Below are 16,717 nucleotides of genomic sequence, written 5' to 3'. Positions count from 1 at the left end.
CAACCTATTCTCCGAGGTCGAGGAATCGATAACTACCAAACACTTTCAGCACATCTGTGGTCTCCTTGAGCGCCAACAGACAATCTACAACTACCTTAGGCCGATGATTCACCTCTAGATCCACAAAAAATAAATAGTCTCCTAGGGCACGTTTGCTGGGACGCGATTCAATGCGACTGAGGTTAATCTGGCGATCGCTAAACAGTTGCAGCACTTTCAGCAGCGCACCGGGGGCATTGGCCTTGAGACTAAAGGCAATCGAGGTGTGGGTATCTCCCGCTTGCGGCCAGCCTTCCCCCTGTTGGCGACTCACCACCCAAAAACGGGTGCAATTGTCCGGAATATCCTGAATCTCCGTGGCCACAATGGGCAATTGATGCAACTGCGCCGCCCGAATGGAGGCGATTGCCCCCGCTTGATCCGATTGAGCCGCATATTGCAAGCCCTCGGCGGTTGAAGCCACTGGACACTGGCGAGCATGGGGGAGAAATTGTTGTAGCCAACGCTGGCACTGCCCAAGGGCTTGGGGATGGGAATAGACAGCTTGAATTTGGGCTAGATCCCTTGTCTGAGCAATAAAAGCGTGGACAATGGGGCGAATAAAGGCGTGCTGAATGTGGAGGGTATCTAGTCGCCACAGAGAATCCAAGGTGATGTTAACACTGCCCTCAACGGAGTTTTCACTGGGCACTAGGGCTAAATCTAACTCTCCCGCCGCCAAGGCCTCCAGACAGCTGGCGATCGTGACCATAGGAATCAAGCGAAGGCAGGCTCCCTGTTGTTGCTGCCATTGGGCGTAGCTTTGGGCGGCTTCTTCGCTGTAGGTGCCCACTGGGCCAAGGTAACCCAGCCTCACCATAGACGAGCTTCAGTACACAGGCGGCAAAGGGTCAAGGGCACGTTACTCACACGTCACTTCTAAAAATCATAAAAAAAATGAATGAGTTAGACGTAAGCCGGGTTCTGTTCAAAGGGTGGTTATCTCTCTGGGACACTTGTTACCAAGTGCCTCTAGCGGCTCTGGCTAGCAAAGAACTGGGGAAAAGACCAACCTTGGTTCCTTAGCGCTAGCACGCCTTGCTTCCAGCCGGGGTTTACCGAGCCAACACCTCTCGATGTTGCTGGTGCGCTCTTACCGCACCGTTGCACCCTTGCCTGTGAGGTTGCCCTCCATCGGCGGTTTATTTCTGTGGCACTTTCCTCGCGGTCACCCGCACTGGGCGTTACCCAGCAAGCTTGGTCTTTCGGAAGCCCGGACTTTCCTCAGGAGCAGTTCACTCCCGCAACCACCGCGCTAACTCATTCAGTTTTATTGTACTAGGGGCGCTTGGGCAAGACCATCGAGACCAACAGCCGAGAGCACCGCTACCCATTCACGACGAGCCATCTCCCGTGTGGTTTGATCCCGCTGTAGCTCCGCCAAAATCGCCAAGGTTTCATACCAAAGACCGGCATCAACCGCAGCGCCAAGGCGATCGCCAACACTCTTGCCCTGAAGTTTTTTGGCCAAATCTGTGCTTGGCTGCACCCGCGAAACAACCCCACTGACAGAGATAAAGGCGGACGGATCATCGGCATCGGCACCGCACAGCAACGTGAATGTCCAGCGGTAGTCTTGACCGGGTTGAAGCTGCACCTTGGGCTTCAGCGCCATAACTCCCAGTTCAGCGGGCAAATCCACCACCATTGTTGCCAATGGCTGATCCTGAGCATCTGTGATGACCAGTTCCCCTTGGCGAGCCTTGCTGGGAGGAACAAAAACAAAGAGAGTCGGCGCCGCCAAGGTCGTTTGACCCACGTTAGTCGAGGGCACAAGAGCCGTTAACCGCTGATTACCTGTGACACAAGCGCCGCGAGTGGCACCCCCAAAACGACTGCCGGGAACGCCGCGCTCGGGCAGGTTAGCGCGCAGGCGGGCGGCAAAACTCGTGCTTTGGGCAAGCACTGCTGCTCCCCCTTGAGCCAGACTCAAATGGGCGATGCCAACGGAGCACAGACAAAGAGTGACGGTGGGCACAAGGGCAACAAGGCGACGCATGGCCAAACTCCTAAAAATGCTGGCTCCACCATAGTCCGATGGGGCAGTCTTGAACAGTGAACTAGCTTACGACTGAGCTGTGATCGCGATCGCCCCCTCCCTATGAGGCAGCAGCATTGGCCAACTGCCGCAGAATTTTGAGCGCTTCGTCCACGTGGGCTTTGAAATTGAGCATGGAGTCAAAGACGTAGCGTACCACCCCCGCTTTATCAATGACATAGGTGACCCGTCCGGGGAAGAGGCCAAACAGGGTAGCTGCCCCGTACTGCTGGCGCACTTTATTGCCGGGATCACTGAGGATGAGAAAGGGGAGTTGGTGATTTTTTTGGAAGCCCTGCTGTCGCTCCACGGGGTCACCACTAATGCCAATGACTTCGGCACCAAGTTCTTGGAAGATGCTGTAGGCATCACGAAAGGCACAGGCTTGAATGGTGCAGCCGGGGGTTTCTGAAGCGGGGTAAAAGTAGAGAACCACGTTCTTTTTCCCCTGAAAATCAGAGAGCTTGACCCTGCGGCCATCGGCGGCGGTCAGTTCAAAATCAGGGGCGCGATCGCCCACTTGAATGGCGGTGCCCATACGCTTTCTAATTGCCTCCCAACCACTTTTGGCCATTCAGGCGCTGCATCACGCCAAAGACCAGCAGATCCAGCGTCACTTTGCGCTCATCCCCCAAAAATGGCTCAATGGTACTCGGCACAATACCGCCGCTACTACAGACAAAGGCCTTCGGCCCTTGGATATCCCCCTCTAGGAAGTAGAGGCGAAACTGATACATTCCCTTGCCCCACTCACCAATCACGGTATTCTCCTCTAGGCGCAGACTCACATCCCCCACTTTGGCGCTGAGGGCGTTCTGGAGAGCAGGTAAAAAAGCCTCGTTGATAAACTCAGCAAAGGGTTTATCCTCAATGGCCGGGGGTTTTTCTTTTTTGGGGGCTTGGGTGGGCGTCTCTTCTGCCATAGCACTGCTACACGGTACCATTTCCTCTGCATGATAGCACTCTCCCTTGCAGGCAACGGCCATGGGGCAATTAGAATTACGACGCCTAACGATTAAGGATCTAGATAGCATCGTTCAACTGGATCAGGTGTGTCTGGGGGGCTTTTGGTCACACCAAAGCTATGCCCGTGAGTTGGAGAATCCGCACCACACCCTCTTGGTGGTGGCCACACCGGATCAGATTTGCGGTTGTGGTGTCAGCTGGGGGATTGCTGATGAATTGCACCTTGTGCTGTTGATGGTGCATCCGCAGTACCGGCGGCAGGGCTTGGCGGGGGTGCTCCTGTGTCGGCTCTTGCAACTGGGGCATCAGAGGGGCGATCGCCAGTGGGCAACGTTGGAAGTACGGGCCAGCAACGAAGCCGCGCAACGGCTCTATCAGCACTTTGGCTTTGAACTGGTGGGACGGCGTTCCCACTACTACGAGAACCCCCCCGAAGACGCGCTGATCCTTTGGCGCAATCACCTGAATACGCCGGCAACGGGTCGGGAGCTACAGCAACAATGGCAGCACTGGCGATCGCGGGTCGAGGCTCAGGGGTGGTCAGTGACGGATCGCACCTAGAGACTGGGCTTTGATATTGCGCTTTGTTACGCTGCTTTCCCCGGGCGAACGATAATGAAAGGGACACGTTTGGGAGACCTGTCTCATGAACTTGCTGGAACAGTTGCGACAAATGACAGTCGTGGTCGCCGATACGGGAGACATCCTCGCCATCAAAAAATTTACCCCCCGTGATGCCACCACCAATCCCTCGTTGATTACGGCTGCCGCCCAAATGAAAGAGTACCAGCCCATTGTGGATGAAACCCTGCTCAAGGCCAAAGCTGATTTGGGGTCTGGTGCGACTTCGCGTGAGATTGTCTCCCTCGCTGTGGATCGCTTGGCGGTGGCCTTTGGCCTGAAAATTTTGCAGATTATTCCCGGTCGGGTCTCAACGGAAGTGGATGCACGGCTGTCCTACGATACGGCAGCCACAGTCCAAAAGGCGCGGGATTTGATTGCCCAGTACGAAGCCGCTGGCGTGGGGCGCGATCGCGTGCTCATTAAAATTGCCTCGACATGGGAGGGGATTCGCGCTGCTGAAATTCTTGAAAAAGAGGGCATTCACTGTAATCTCACGCTGCTGTTTGGCCTGCATCAGGCGATCGCCTGCGCTGAGGCGGGTGTGACCCTGATTTCTCCCTTTGTGGGTCGTATCCTTGACTGGTACAAGAAAAAAACCGGTCGTGCCGAGTATCCGGGGTCTGAGGATCCGGGGGTGATTTCCGTCACCAAAATCTATAACTACTACAAGAAATTTGGCTATCCCACCGAAGTGATGGGCGCCAGCTTCCGCAATATTGGCGAAATCATTGAACTCGCAGGCTGCGATCTGCTCACCATTTCGCCGGCACTGCTGCAAGAGCTACAAAATACGACGGGCGAACTAAAACGCAAACTGGATCCGGCGATCGCTGCCACCCTTGACATTGAAAAAATCCCGATGGATGAGGCCACCTTCCGCAAGATGCACGCGGCTGATGAGATGGCCAGTGAAAAACTGGATGAGGGCATTAAGGGCTTCACCAAGGCACTGGAGACCCTTGAGGATCTCTTGACGCAGCGACTGGCGCGCCTTGAAGGGGCAGAAACCCTCACCCATGCAGCGGAAGAACTCTTCCATGTCTATGACCTCGATGGCGATGGCATTATCACCCGCGAAGAGTGGCTGGGAACCGATGCGGTCTTTGATGCCCTTGACGCCAACCACGATGGTAAAGTCACGCCAGAGGATATGGGCGCGGGTTTGGGAGTTGTCCTGCACTTGGCTAAGGCGAAATAGAGAGCCATCTTGGCAGGCTTGCATCGGCATCCCCTGTGCGTCACAGTGGAAGAAGCGTTCATAGCTGATGCACCAACCATGTCCGATACCTCTCCCTCCTTTCAGCAATTTCTCAAAGATTGTGAGCAATTGGGGCTACTGCGCCTTGTCGTCACCAACGATGTTGCAGTTTTGGAGGTGCGATCGCCCCTCGCCAAGGTCTTCTATGCTGAACTGCCCAAGGGGCGCTATGCCAACATGCACACGGAGGACTTTGAGTTTCACCTGAATATGGATCAGGTGGCCAAAATTCGCTTCGAGGAGGGGCAAGCCAAGCGGGGCAACTTCCCCACCTATGCCATTCGCTTTCTTGATGACAACGAAAAATCTGTCCTCAGTGCTTTTTTGCAGTGGGGCAAACCCGGTGAATATGCAGAGGGTCAGGTGGCTGCTTGGCAAGCCCTACGGGAGCGCTACGGTACAGAGTGGCAACCCCTTGTCGAATCCCTTGAGGCTGCAACGTCCAGTGTATCCCATTGATCCCCACCTATGAGAGTCGTTGTTAGCGGTGCCACAGGATTTGTTGGCCAACACGTGGTCAAAGCCCTCAGCGATCGCGGTGATCACGTGGTTGCCTTGGTACGCTCCCCTGCGAAAGCGGCCAAACAATTCGCTGGCATTCCCCAGGTTGAATGGGTGGGCTACACCCCCAAAGCCGCTGGGGACTGGTTTGCTGCCCTTGAGGGGGCGGATGCCGTGATTAACCTAGCGGGTGAACCCCTAGCCAATGGCCGTTGGACGGCTCAGCGCAAGCAAGAGATTTACGATAGTCGCGTGGTGGGGACACAGCAGTTGGTGCAGGCGATCGCCCAATGTCAACAGCGACCGCAGGTGTTAGTCTCCACCTCTGCCATTGGTTACTACGGCACCAGTGATACAGAAACATTTGTCGAAACCCATGCAGCGGGAAATGATTTTCTCGCCAAGGTCTGTGTGGACTGGGAAGCGGCTGCCCAAGGGGTGACAGACTTGGGGGTGCGGTTAGTGATTCTCCGTTTTGGCATTGTCCTCGGCGAGCAGGGGGCACTGGCCAAGCTCCTACTGCCCTTTCAGTTATATCTAGGGGGTCCCCTTGGATCGGGTCAGCAGTGGTTTTCGTGGATCCATCAGCAGGACTTAGTGCGCCTGATTCTGGCCGCAGTGGATCAAGCGGGAATGCAGGGGGTTTACAATGCCACCGCCCCGGAGCCACTGACGATGGCGGACTTTTGCCGTGTATTAGGAGAGGTGATGCAACGCCCCTCGTGGTTGCCTGTGCCGGCTCCCGTCCTCCAACTCCTGCTTGGGGAGGGCGCCGATGTCGTTCTCAAGGGTCAGCGAGTGTTGCCGGAGCGGACGCTGGCTACGGGCTTTCAATTTGACTATGCCAACGCCAAGGCGGCTCTAACTAAGCTCCTCAAACCACGATATACTAATGGTTCCCGTTAGTTTTGTGCAAAATGGTGGAATTGACCCCCGCAGCCATTCAAGAGTTGGAACGTCTCCAAGCCCACGGCGTCAGTCGAGGCCAAGCAACCATTCTGCGGATTCAGGTGCAACCCAGTGATTGCAGTGACTGGCGCTATGATCTTGCCCTTGTGGCTGAACCTGAGCCGACGGATGTGCTCACTCAGTCCCAAGGCTGGACGATCGCGATCGCCGCTGAAGCAGCTGATCTTTTGCGGGGCTTGCGGGTGGATTACATCGAGGATTTGATGGGGGGTGCCTTTCGCTTCCACAACCCCAATGCCAGTCAAACCTGTGGCTGTGGCATGGCCTTTCGGGTGAGCGGATCGTAGGTTTCAGGAATCGTTATGGGCAATACGTTTGGGCATCTGTTTCGTGTCACCACCTTTGGGGAGTCCCACGGGGGCGGTGTGGGGGTGGTTGTGGATGGATGCCCTCCCCGTCTGGAGCTATCGGAAGCCGATATTCAAAAGGAACTGGATCGCCGCCGCCCCGGCCAAAGTCGTTTAACCACACCTCGCCAAGAGAGCGATCGCTGTGAAATTCTCTCCGGGGTCTTTGAGGGCAAAACTCTCGGTACGCCCATTGCCATTCTGGTGCGCAACAAGGATACCCGTCCTGAAGATTATGCCGAAATGGCACAGGTCTATCGTCCCTCCCATGCGGATGCCACGTATGAGGGCAAATATGGAATTCGTAACTGGCAAGGGGGTGGGCGTTCCTCGGCACGGGAAACGATTGGGCGGGTTGCAGCGGGGGCGATCGCCCGCAAAATTCTGACTCAGGTAGCGGGTACTGAAATCATTGCCTACGTCAAGCGGGTCAAGGACATTGAAGCCGTAGTTGATCCCGACACCGTAGAAGCGGCTGCGGTGGAAGCCAACATCATGCGCTGTCCTGACGCCACCACTGCCGAAAAGATGATTGCCCTTGTGGATGAGATTCGGCGGCAGGCCAACTCCATTGGTGGCGTCATTGAGTGCGTGGTTCGCAATGTGCCTGTGGGCTTGGGGTCACCCGTTTTTGACAAACTGGAAGCCGATCTCGCCAAGGGCGTGATGTCGCTGCCCGCCAGTAAGGGCTTTGAAATTGGCTCTGGGTTTGCCGGTACCCTGCTCACTGGCAAAGAGCACAACGATGAGTTTTATACCGATGCACAGGGGCGAATTCGTACCCGTACCAACCGCTCTGGCGGTGTTCAGGGGGGGATTTCCAATGGTGAAAACATTATCCTGCGGGTCGCCTTTAAGCCGACCGCAACCCTTGGTCAACCGCAAAAAACCGTTAATCAAGCTGGCGAGGAAACCATCCTTGCAGCCAAAGGGCGGCATGATCCCTGTGTGCTACCACGGGCAGTGCCGATGGTCGAAGCAATGGTGGCTCTAGTTCTCTGCGACCACCTCTTACGGGATCATGCCCAATGTCACCTGCTGTTTTAGCGACTGCGATTGAGAGCAATGAGCAACCGCAGGATAAAGATGAATAGGTTGATGTAGGTGAGGTACATCGAAAGGGCAGCAGCGAGATACTGATCATCGCGGTATGTCCGCGGCAGGACAAAGAAGTCCACCACCGCAGCCCCCACAAAGAGCACGACACCGATGCCAGAAATCGCAATTTCCAGAAACGTGGGTGTAAAGACACCAAAGAAGCTGAAGACTAACTGGAGAACCAGCACCACCAGCAGGGCAATAATCCCTAGTTGTACCGTCTTGGCAAGGGCAAAGCCGTCGCGCTCCGAGAGATTAGAGCCAATCGGACTGGCGGCCATAAATGTGATGCCACAACCAGCAGCGGCAATGATAATTCCCATAATGCCCACCTTACTGAGGGCGAGGGCAATCAACCCGGAGAGCGTGTAGCCCGACAGCAAACTGTAGGTGGCCAACAGGGGCAGTGCCAGCCCATTATTCCCTTTGTTAGCCGCTCCCTGAGCCACGAAAAAGAGCACCAGCTCCGCAATAATCGCCACGATAAACGTGGGCATGAACAGCTGAGGCGCAGCGCTGATTATCCCAAGACCACCCCAGCTACCGATGGCAGTGAGGATGAGTCCCCCCCCGACAAAGGGCAAGGCATTGCGAATCACATTGCCGCCGACAATCGCACTACTGCGCGCCTCACGAATCGCCTCTTGAAAATTACTGGTACTACTCACGGGAATCCTCCAAGGGTGGTGAATAGACAACACAGCCAGATAGCATACTTCTGGCATAGTTCCATTGTGCCAAAATTCCCAAGAGCACCTAGCTGGCAACAACAATCGGCACTTCTGGATGGGGGGCGGTTATCTCTAATGGCGGATAGAACTGGGTCAAGAGGCTCAAGGGGAGATGCTCCACTGTTGGATAGTATCCCAGCCACTGGCTCGCTAATTGGGCAAATTGTTCGGGTATGCCGCTGACATAAAATTGCACTTGGCCTTGGGGGCAGGGAGTCGCTAAATTCATGGCCTCTAGTTTGCGCACTGTTGCACGGGCAACGGCATGGGCAGGATCAAGGTGATGAACCGTTGCGGGCAAATACTGTTCAATCACATGGCGCAGGTGGGGGTAATGGGTGCAACCATAAATGAGGGTATCGGGGTCAAAGTCAACTAGAGGTTTTAGGGTCTGACGAACAATGCGATGGACACGATCGCCCTCTAAGCAGTTACTTTCCACAAGGGGGACAAACTCAGGGCAAGCCACTTGGGCGATCGCCACTGTGGGTGAGAGTTCCTGAAGTGCCCGTGCATAGGCACCGCTTTTAACCGTTGCGGGGGTAGCAATGACACCAATGCGCTCTCCTAGAGTGACCGCCATCTTGGCAGCGGGGACAATCAAGCCAAGGATCGGAAAGGGAAACTCACTACGCACCTGTGCCAGGGCAAGGGCTGAACTGGTGTTGCAGGCCATCACCGCCATCTTGACGCCTTGGGAATGCATCCACGTTAGAATCTCCCGCACATATTGGAGAATTTCACTGCGGCGGCGAGTTCCATAGGGCAACCGTGCCGTATCACCAAAGTAGAGAAACGATTCTTGGGGTAAAAGGCTTTGGAGTGCCTGTAAAACCGTTAAGCCCCCCACCCCACTGTCAAACACGCCAATCGCTCCCAGAGGATTTAGCCCTAGGGATGTCTTGTGCCAGTTGTCCACTCGAACCTCGACCTCACACCAACAAAAATGACATTGCCCCGTTCAGACAGAGGGCAACCACAGCCAATCTACCGCCCTTTTTACGGAGATGGAACACGCTCAAAAACCGTGAGAGCCACAAGGCATCCCCTTGATAGGCCCTAGGTCTTAGAAAAGAGCTGTAGTGCCACTCTAGCAGGTTTTGCTAAGAACCGAATGATTGACGCTAAGACTGAACATAGAGTGCTATACATTGAATCACAGACCGTCAGTGGCTGTAGGGTTGGTCACCCCCTACTAGGGAATTATGGTGTGAGGATAGGAAAAACAATGCTCAGTCAGGAACAGCTCACCAGTTCCCATGAGTGTGAGCGCGCGTGGATCGAAATTGATTTGGCCGCCTTGGCAGCCAACACCCAACATCTCCGCCAGTGGCTGGCACCGACAACGGAACTCTTAGCCGTGGTGAAAGCAGATGCCTATGGTCATGGCGCGGTCACGGTAGCACAGACGGTTTTAGCCCATGGAGCCACTTGGTTGGGGGTAGCCACCATTCCCGAAGGGATTGCTCTACGGCAGGCGGGGATGACAGCACCAATTTTGGTCTTGGGATCGGTCAACTTGCCCGTGCAGGTACAGATGATGGCCGAGTGGCAACTCCAGCCTACCCTCTCAACCCCTAAGCAGGCACTCATTTTCTCCGACTACGCCGATCATCTGCGGGAACCCCTTGATGTGCATTTGATGATTGATACGGGCATGTCTCGCTTGGGCTGTCCGTGGCAGGATGCGGTGGGTTTTGTGCAATTTGTGCAGCGGTTACCCCACCTGCGCATCCAAGGCATTTACTCCCACTTTGCCAGTGCCGATGACCCTGACTCCACTTTGATGCGGCAGCAGCAGGCCTATTTTGAGCAGGTGTGGGAACAAATTTCAGCCCTAGGTTTAGGCGCTGTGCGCCGTCACATGGCCAATTCAGCAGCCACCTTGGCCAATCGCAGTAGCCACTATGACATGGTGCGGATTGGTTTGAGTCTCTACGGCGTGTATCCTGCCCCCCATTTACGAGATGTGGTGCCGCTGCGACCAGTCATGCAGGTGCGATCGCGCATTACCCTTTTGAAGGAGATTCCCGCCCATACGGGCATTAGCTATGGCCACCAATTCATTGCCCCGAAACCGATGAAAATTGCCGTTGTTGGCATTGGTTACGCCGATGGGGTGCCGCGCCTTCTTTCCAACAAGCTCGAAGTCCTAGTCCAGGGAAAACGGGTGCGCCAAGTGGGGGCAATTACGATGGATCAACTGATGATTGATGTGAGTGACATTGATGGCTTGCAAGAGGGGGATGTCGTCACGCTCCTAGGCGAAGATGGCGAGGACTGCCTAACCGTGGAGACTTGGGCGGACGCCCTAGGCACAATTACTTGGGAAATTCTCTGCGGCTTCAAGAACCGCTTGCCGCGTATTCCCGTGTCCTAAATTTTGCTACTCTCCTTCAGGGGCAAGTTCACCGATGTCCTCAAACCAGAGCTGGGGATGCTGCGCAATAAAGTCCTGCATCAACTGCTGGCATCGCTGCAAATTCAAGTCAATGACTTCAACCCCGTGGGCTTCCATAAACTCCCGCGCGCCGGCAAAGGTCTGGGATTCACCAGCAATCACTTTTTTGATGCCAAACTGTACCACCGCACCGGCACAGAGATAACAGGGCATCAGGGTTGAGTACAGCACCGTATCATCATAGCAACCGATGCGACCCGCATTAGCCAGACAGTCAATCTCCGCATGCAGAATCGGACTGCCCCGCTGCACCCGCTGGTTGTGACCACGACCAATGATTTGACCATTGCGCACCAAGACTGAGCCAATGGGAATGCCACCTTCTCTGAGTCCTTGCTCTGCTTCGGCGATCGCCGCTGCCATAAATTCATCCATGGTTGTCTGCCTGAGCAAATGTTCATTCCTAGTAAACATCTTTTTTTTGAACGGGTGTCTAGTTTTAATATGATTCAAGCAGGGCAAACGCATACTCAGGCAGTAGCAAGGAGGCGAGCAAGGCAGTCATCCTCCCCAAAAGCCACATTCAGCACCCAATGCCCTTGGTTTTCAATCCCCCAACGCACCACCTGCGCAAACCGCTCTACCCCACCGTCAAGACTCAGCAGAGAGTAGCGTCGCTCGATAGTTGGTGCGTGTCCAGAACACCGACGTGCTGACTGGCCGAAGCACTGACCCTGTGAATTGCTCCTCGTTTTCCGCCTTGCTCGTAAGAGTGCCGCAGGGTCTTGCTATCGATGGCAATGACTTCTCCTTCTCGCAGTTGAGCCACGGCTTGCCCCCAAAGTCTCTGCACCACAGAGGATGGTACAGATGGTTAGAGCAATGATGTCAAGGAGTTGATGGTCGAGCAGGCGGGCAGAGGCATGGTGGCATTCCCACCAACGATTGGCTTACTTTTCCAGTATGCGTTTGCCTTGGCCGAGGAAAGATGCAGTCAAAGATTAAAAATGTAACGATATGTAAACGAGTTTAAGATTTAAGATAGAAGTAGGTCGCCCTCATTAACCCCTATGCTGCACTCAAATTTACCTGAACCTCAACTGCTTAAGGTCTTGCTGGAACCGCTACTCGAAGATTTTCAGTACTGGTTCACGCGATCGCGATCGCTCTTGCAGACAGAAGTGATTCCCTTCTTGAGCGTGGTGGAACAGCGAGCCCTCCTTGAACGGGTGGAGACTGCCCTCAACGATGTCGTTGCCACCCAAAGCCTGTTTCGGGCAACGGATGGCCAAGTGGGCGTTGATACACAGGTGTTGATGCAGTGGCATACGCTGTTGATGGAGTGCTGGCAGGTTGCCCACCACTATCGCCTATCTAAATCTTGTGACGCTTAAACCATTCTCGGCGCTTGGCTCGGAGGTGCTCTCTTCATGTTGCAGTTGATCTATATTGTTGCTTTTACGGTCTTGGCACTATTGGCGATGGCCAATCTCATTCGCAGTTTGTTGACCCTTGGTATCGAATCGCAACGGCAATTTTCGCCGCAACGGGTGACCCATCCGGAACTGCTAGACAGCGAGGGTCACGTCATTGATGAACCCCTGTTGGTGATGCGTTCCCTCAGTGTGGAGGATGCCCGTGCCCAACTGGATGCAATCTACCGCGAATCCCCCAGCTACGGCGACGACTACCGTGGAGATACCCAAGCCTAGGTTTTTCGGCTCCTATGGGCAGTTCCTCAGCCGCTGGTTTCAGGTGGATACAACGGCGTTGGCGGAGGTCTTGGCTAGGGCACGGCAGGAGTTACCGGCAACGGAGGTCTTGCTGATTGGCAAACCCCAATCGGGGAAAAGTTCGGTTGTGCGGGCAATGACGGGTGCCGATGCCAGTATTGTCGGGGCGGGGTTTCGTCCCCATACGCGGCAAACCCAGCGCTATGACTATCCCACTGCCGAACTACCGATGCTCATGTTTACAGATACAGTCGGCCTAGGGGAAACGCCAGCGCAAACAGCTGAGGTGGTGGCGGAATTGGATCACCTGTTGCAGCAAAGTCAACGGGCACGGGTGATTATTTTGACGGTCAAGGTAACGGATTTTGCGGGCGATCGCCTGCATCAAGTGGCAAAGGCACTGAAGAAAGCTCATCCAGCGATTCCCTTTATTTTGGCCATTACCTGTCTGCACGAGCTGTATCCCCCCAACCAAGAGAATCATCCTCCCTACCCGCCAGACATTCCAGAGGTCAACTTGGCGATCGCGAGCCATAAGGAGCGCTTTGCTGACATTAGCGATCGCGTCATTCCCCTTGACTTTACATTGGAGGAAGACGGCTACACCCCTGTTTTCTATGGATTTGATGCCCTTGCGGAAACCCTAGAGGCGGTGCTGCCCAAAGCTGAAGCCCAACTGCTCCGCGAGCTAATCGCACAATCGAACCTCAGTGATCAACTGGCTCCTCTCTATCGCCAAGTGGGACGACGCTACATTGCCCCCTTTGCAGTGATGGCGGGAACCTTGGCAGCAGTACCGTTGCCCTTTGCCACAATGCCGCTCCTAGTCGCTGTGCAGGTGGTGATGGTGGTACTGTTGGGACAGTTGTATGGTCAAACCCTGTCGCCTTCCCAAGCCGGGGGCATCTTGACCACAATTGGCGGTGGATTTGTGGCGCGCCTGGTGGGGCAACAGTTGATTAAATTTATTCCGGGTTTAGGGTCGGTGCTTTCTGCTTCTTGGGCGGCAGCCTATACTTGGGCCTTGGGGGAAGCCGCCTGTGTCTATTTTGGCGACTTGATGGGGGGCAAAACCCCCGATCCGCAGCGCATCCAGCAGGTGCTACAGGAAACATTGGTAACAGCGCACTTGCGATTGCGACAAAGTGAGTCCTAAATCAAGCTATCGTTTTGAGGGGCATTGGCCTTCAGGGAGCCATCGGCCTGCCAGCGCACTTCACCCACTTCCCCGACCACAAAATAGGGAATTTGCTGTTGCTTCAGATAGCGAGCGATCGCTGGATCAAGGGTGTGGCGACTCAGAATGACGCTGCGCGGCTTGACAATCTCAAACAGGCGGGGGGTTAACTTTCTTCCCCACCACCAGAGCACCTGCGGCGGCTCCACGGGCGTCACGGCCAACCAATCCGTTTGAGCAGCATCGCGACTTGGATCACTGACAAAGAGCCAGCGACCGCTGCCCATCTGCAATTCCAAAATTGCTGGATCCGCGCGCAACACCCTAATTTTCACTTGACCCAGTTGAACAGGCTGTTGCAGAGGTAGCGATTGATGGGGCACCTTGAGGGTGGTCAGCATTTCACGGTAGGCAGGGTCACTCTTGGCCGTCGGCACATCTGTCAATTGGCGAATGGGTGTCATCCCGTGAATCTCAGGCCAGCCCTGTTGTTGAGGGTACTGGCGATCGCTGGCCACCGCCCAATCAATGCGGTTAATGCCCTCTTGAGCCAAGAAAGCCGTTAGCCCTTGGGAATCCCCCCCATTGATCACCACCGTACCTGCGGGTTGCTGAATCACCAGTGTGGGAACCTGGGTATTGGCGAGAACGGTGGCTTGAAACAGCGTGTTTTGGCGCAGAATAAAGGGCACAAGGACAAGAGTGACACCAAAGGTAAAGAGCAAAAACCAGCGCCGCCGCCAGCGAGGACTTAGCCACACAAGGACAATCAGGCTATAGAGAACGACGACTTGAAGCCAGCCCAAACTCCCAAGGGAGATCGTGGCTCCCGGCCACTGACCGATGGTTTGAATCAGCCACAGGAGGAAGGCCGTGGAATAGTAGAGGAGCCAAGCAAGAGCGGATCCCACAGGGGGAATGAGGAGACCGACCATTGCACTGATGAAGCCGCCAACCGTCAACAGAACAAGGGGCAGATTGGCAACAACATTGGCGAATAGACCATACACGGGAAAAATGCCAAAGATCGCCAAGGAGAGGGGAAGAACCCAGAGGGTGGCCGCCAAGGGTACAGCGACGGGGTTGCGCAGGGGCGTCGGCAGCCAATCGAGGCGATCGCTTATCGGTTGGGCACTGACAATTAGACCCAATGTGGCTAAGAAGCTTAACTGAAAGCCAATGTCCTCAATCCACAGGGGGTTGTAAATCAGCATGGCAGTGGCGATCGCCAGCAGGATCCCAAGAGGTTGACCCTTTTGGCCATGCACTAAAGCCACTAACCCCGCCAAGCCCATCAGCACAGCGCGAATCGCTGAGGGCGCAAACCCACTTAAACAGGCAAAGAGCACCAAGACGCCAGCCCCCAAACCATAGCGCCACTGCTGCGGCAAGGGACGTGTCAGCGTCAGAACAACGGCCAAAAGAATGGCTGTGTGGAACCCTGAGGCCGCCAAGGCATGGGATAGCCCGACCCGCCGAAAGCTATCGCGCACCTCAAAGGGAATGGCCACCGCACGGTTGCCCAACACCATTGCCGAGACGACAGCACCATAGCGATCGCCCAAACCTTGGGCATGAACTTGGACAATCCGCTGCCGCAGTGCCCACAACCCCCAAGGCGACCCTTGATCCAAAACCGTGATCTTATTGGCTGCCAAACCTGCAAAGGTGTGCTGCAACTGCAACTGCCGCCGAAAGTTAAAGGCACGAAAAAATTCACTGCCTCCAGCGCGGGGAAGATAGAGCCGTCCCGCAATCCGAACCCGTTGACTAGGATGCAGCTTTGCCCCTTCCTCTGCCGGCAGTGTCACATAGAGGCGGCCACTTGCTCTCCCCTGCAGAACCCCACTTTGGGCAGGTACCTGACTGAGATTTTGATAGCGCTCCACCCCTAGGAAAAAGCGGAGTCGTCCTGTGCGGTTGGGCAGGGGGGTGGTTTCAACTCGGCCTTCGACAAGGACGGTGGACGGTAGGTTCAAAGCCTGAAGCCGCGGCACTAAACTGCTGATGTCATTCACCTCCGGCTGAGGCGTGCGCAGCCACACATAGGCGATTGCCAAGAGGGCAACCACGGTGGCGATCGCGAAACTTTGACTCGCAGGCAGTCGCAGCCAAACCTTACCGCCCCAGCGCCGCCCCCCGTAGAGCATCCCTCCGAGAGCCAAGACCCCCAGCCAGCCCCACTGAAAGAGACTGAAAATACACCCCGTAATAAAGGCGATCGCCCAGAGAATTACCTCCGCCTTGGTAATGGTGCTGAACATAGCCTTGGGGGGTGGTCGCCTTGGGGAGCCGCTTAGGAAAAAACTGAAGGCCGCGTCGCCCTCAAAGAGAGAGTTTTAGAGCCAATTTTCGGGTGACTATGTCGTGCCTACACTAAGGGGCACCCGCGTCTTTTTTTCAGCCTCAATGGTGACCTGTTCAGGACGGCAGCGCATGACCGTCACTTCCAAGTCCTCTGCCCCTTCAGCCTTAAGGTCGTCAATGTAGCCCTGCTTCTCCTTCTCCGCTTCAGCTTGCGTCAGAAAAGGACCAAAATAGTAGGTGCAGGCGGGCGTTTTCGTCTCGATCTTCACCCACCACGCGAGACCCATGCCATTGACGAGATCCGCCAGCCAGCTTGTAAAACTTGTATTGTTATCGCTAAACATTGACCATATTCCTCCGAGACTTGCCAACTTGCCCCAACCAATCCATGCATCTCTTGGTTTGCTCTCTATTTGTGTATAACTGATCCCCCCCTAAATGTGTATGGCGAAAATTCCAAACCATCAATTGTCATATTTATTTACATCAAGACTCCCCATGAGGACAAGTCAGACGCCGCTGATGATC

Annotated in this window: 19 protein-coding genes and 1 other RNA gene; 10 read left to right on the top strand and 10 right to left on the bottom strand. The window is 55.1% G+C overall.

Annotation, left to right across the window (positions count from 1 at the left end; genetic code table 11):
• Nucleotides 1–4: 4 nt before the first annotated feature.
• The 5 genes from pheA to NBE99_RS05710 all read right to left on the bottom strand — a co-directional run bounded on the left by pheA (nucleotide 5) and on the right by NBE99_RS05710 (nucleotide 3,000).
• Nucleotides 5–859: a prephenate dehydratase gene (gene pheA, locus NBE99_RS05730; RefSeq protein WP_250683519.1), complete on the bottom strand. Its 855-nt coding sequence runs from the start codon at nucleotides 857–859 to the stop codon at nucleotides 5–7.
• A 78-nt stretch (nucleotides 860–937) separates the two neighbouring features.
• Nucleotides 938–1,302: RNase P RNA component class A (rnpB, locus tag NBE99_RS05725), an RNA gene on the bottom strand.
• Nucleotides 1,303–1,309: 7 nt separating this feature from the next.
• Entirely contained in the window at nucleotides 1,310–2,038 is a 729-nt protein-coding gene (locus tag NBE99_RS05720) for a DUF928 domain-containing protein (protein ID WP_250683518.1), read from the bottom strand.
• A 100-nt stretch (nucleotides 2,039–2,138) separates the two neighbouring features.
• Nucleotides 2,139–2,615, bottom strand: coding sequence for a peroxiredoxin (locus NBE99_RS05715; protein ID WP_250683517.1), 477 nt, complete (start codon nucleotides 2,613–2,615; stop codon nucleotides 2,139–2,141).
• A 7-nt stretch (nucleotides 2,616–2,622) separates the two neighbouring features.
• Nucleotides 2,623–3,000 carry a DUF2996 domain-containing protein gene (locus NBE99_RS05710; protein ID WP_250683516.1) on the bottom strand — a complete coding sequence of 126 codons (378 nt, stop codon included), beginning with the start codon at nucleotides 2,998–3,000 and terminating at the stop codon, nucleotides 2,623–2,625.
• Nucleotides 3,001–3,061: 61 nt separating this feature from the next.
• Between NBE99_RS05710 and rimI the strand changes: the two genes are divergently transcribed.
• The 6 genes from rimI (at nucleotide 3,062) to aroC (ending at nucleotide 7,789) form a co-directional block, all read left to right on the top strand.
• The gene (rimI, locus tag NBE99_RS05705; protein ID WP_250683515.1) at nucleotides 3,062–3,604 is read left to right on the top strand and encodes a ribosomal protein S18-alanine N-acetyltransferase; all 543 of its coding nucleotides are present in this window, start codon (nucleotides 3,062–3,064) and stop codon (nucleotides 3,602–3,604) included.
• 85 nt (nucleotides 3,605–3,689) lie between these two features.
• Complete coding sequence (locus NBE99_RS05700) at nucleotides 3,690–4,865, top strand: transaldolase (protein ID WP_250683514.1); 1,176 nt, start codon at nucleotides 3,690–3,692, stop codon at nucleotides 4,863–4,865.
• A 78-nt stretch (nucleotides 4,866–4,943) separates the two neighbouring features.
• The gene (locus tag NBE99_RS05695) at nucleotides 4,944–5,384 is read left to right on the top strand and encodes a hemin-degrading factor (protein ID WP_250683513.1); all 441 of its coding nucleotides are present in this window, start codon (nucleotides 4,944–4,946) and stop codon (nucleotides 5,382–5,384) included.
• 9 nt (nucleotides 5,385–5,393) lie between these two features.
• Nucleotides 5,394–6,332, top strand: coding sequence for a TIGR01777 family oxidoreductase (locus NBE99_RS05690; RefSeq protein ID WP_250683512.1), 939 nt, complete (start codon nucleotides 5,394–5,396; stop codon nucleotides 6,330–6,332).
• A gap of 11 nt (nucleotides 6,333–6,343) precedes the next feature.
• A complete protein-coding gene (locus NBE99_RS05685; RefSeq protein ID WP_250683511.1) occupies nucleotides 6,344–6,682 on the top strand; it encodes an iron-sulfur cluster assembly accessory protein in 339 nt (112 codons plus the stop codon).
• Between the two features lie 15 nt (nucleotides 6,683–6,697).
• On the top strand, nucleotides 6,698–7,789 hold the full coding sequence (aroC, locus tag NBE99_RS05680; protein WP_250683510.1) for a chorismate synthase: 1,092 nt from the start codon (nucleotides 6,698–6,700) through the stop codon (nucleotides 7,787–7,789).
• Here aroC and NBE99_RS05675 read toward each other — a convergent pair.
• Together NBE99_RS05675 and murI are read right to left on the bottom strand one after the other, a co-directional pair.
• The gene (locus tag NBE99_RS05675) at nucleotides 7,786–8,508 is read right to left on the bottom strand and encodes a Bax inhibitor-1 family protein (RefSeq protein WP_250683509.1); all 723 of its coding nucleotides are present in this window, start codon (nucleotides 8,506–8,508) and stop codon (nucleotides 7,786–7,788) included. The genes aroC and NBE99_RS05675 overlap by 4 nt on opposite strands.
• A gap of 88 nt (nucleotides 8,509–8,596) precedes the next feature.
• On the bottom strand, nucleotides 8,597–9,490 hold the full coding sequence (murI, locus tag NBE99_RS05670) for a glutamate racemase (RefSeq protein ID WP_250683508.1): 894 nt from the start codon (nucleotides 9,488–9,490) through the stop codon (nucleotides 8,597–8,599).
• A gap of 309 nt (nucleotides 9,491–9,799) precedes the next feature.
• On the opposite strand from murI, the gene alr reads away from it, so the two are divergent.
• Nucleotides 9,800–10,951, top strand: coding sequence for an alanine racemase (alr, locus tag NBE99_RS05665; RefSeq protein WP_250683507.1), 1,152 nt, complete (start codon nucleotides 9,800–9,802; stop codon nucleotides 10,949–10,951).
• A 6-nt stretch (nucleotides 10,952–10,957) separates the two neighbouring features.
• Here the strand turns inward: alr and NBE99_RS05660 are convergent, their stop codons facing one another.
• On the bottom strand, nucleotides 10,958–11,407 hold the full coding sequence (locus tag NBE99_RS05660; RefSeq protein WP_250683506.1) for a nucleoside deaminase: 450 nt from the start codon (nucleotides 11,405–11,407) through the stop codon (nucleotides 10,958–10,960).
• Nucleotides 11,408–12,042: 635 nt separating this feature from the next.
• Between NBE99_RS05660 and NBE99_RS05650 the strand changes: the two genes are divergently transcribed.
• From NBE99_RS05650 to NBE99_RS05640, 3 genes are read left to right on the top strand one after another with little or no spacing between them, the layout of a single operon-like run.
• On the top strand, nucleotides 12,043–12,366 hold the full coding sequence (locus NBE99_RS05650; protein ID WP_250683505.1) for a DUF2605 domain-containing protein: 324 nt from the start codon (nucleotides 12,043–12,045) through the stop codon (nucleotides 12,364–12,366).
• Between the two features lie 36 nt (nucleotides 12,367–12,402).
• The gene (locus NBE99_RS05645; RefSeq protein ID WP_250683504.1) at nucleotides 12,403–12,684 is read left to right on the top strand and encodes a DUF2973 domain-containing protein; all 282 of its coding nucleotides are present in this window, start codon (nucleotides 12,403–12,405) and stop codon (nucleotides 12,682–12,684) included.
• The gene (locus NBE99_RS05640; RefSeq protein ID WP_250683503.1) at nucleotides 12,623–13,861 is read left to right on the top strand and encodes a GTPase family protein; all 1,239 of its coding nucleotides are present in this window, start codon (nucleotides 12,623–12,625) and stop codon (nucleotides 13,859–13,861) included. The genes NBE99_RS05645 and NBE99_RS05640 overlap by 62 nt, the downstream gene beginning before the upstream one ends.
• Here the strand turns inward: NBE99_RS05640 and NBE99_RS05635 are convergent.
• Together NBE99_RS05635 and NBE99_RS05630 are read right to left on the bottom strand one after the other, a co-directional pair.
• Entirely contained in the window at nucleotides 13,858–16,146 is a 2,289-nt protein-coding gene (locus tag NBE99_RS05635; RefSeq protein ID WP_250683502.1) for a ComEC/Rec2 family competence protein, read from the bottom strand. The two genes, NBE99_RS05640 and NBE99_RS05635, sit on opposite strands and share 4 nt — an antisense overlap.
• A 96-nt stretch (nucleotides 16,147–16,242) precedes the next feature.
• Nucleotides 16,243–16,533, bottom strand: a complete 291-nt coding sequence (locus NBE99_RS05630) for a DUF1816 domain-containing protein (RefSeq protein ID WP_250683501.1) — start codon at nucleotides 16,531–16,533, stop codon at nucleotides 16,243–16,245.
• Between the last annotated feature and the right edge of the window lie 184 nt (nucleotides 16,534–16,717).

This window comes from Thermosynechococcus sp. HN-54, assembly GCF_023650955.1.
GTDB lineage: Bacteria > Cyanobacteriota > Cyanobacteriia > Thermosynechococcales > Thermosynechococcaceae > Thermosynechococcus.
Note: the sequence above shows the minus strand (reverse complement) of the source record. Positions and strands in the feature narration are given on the sequence as shown.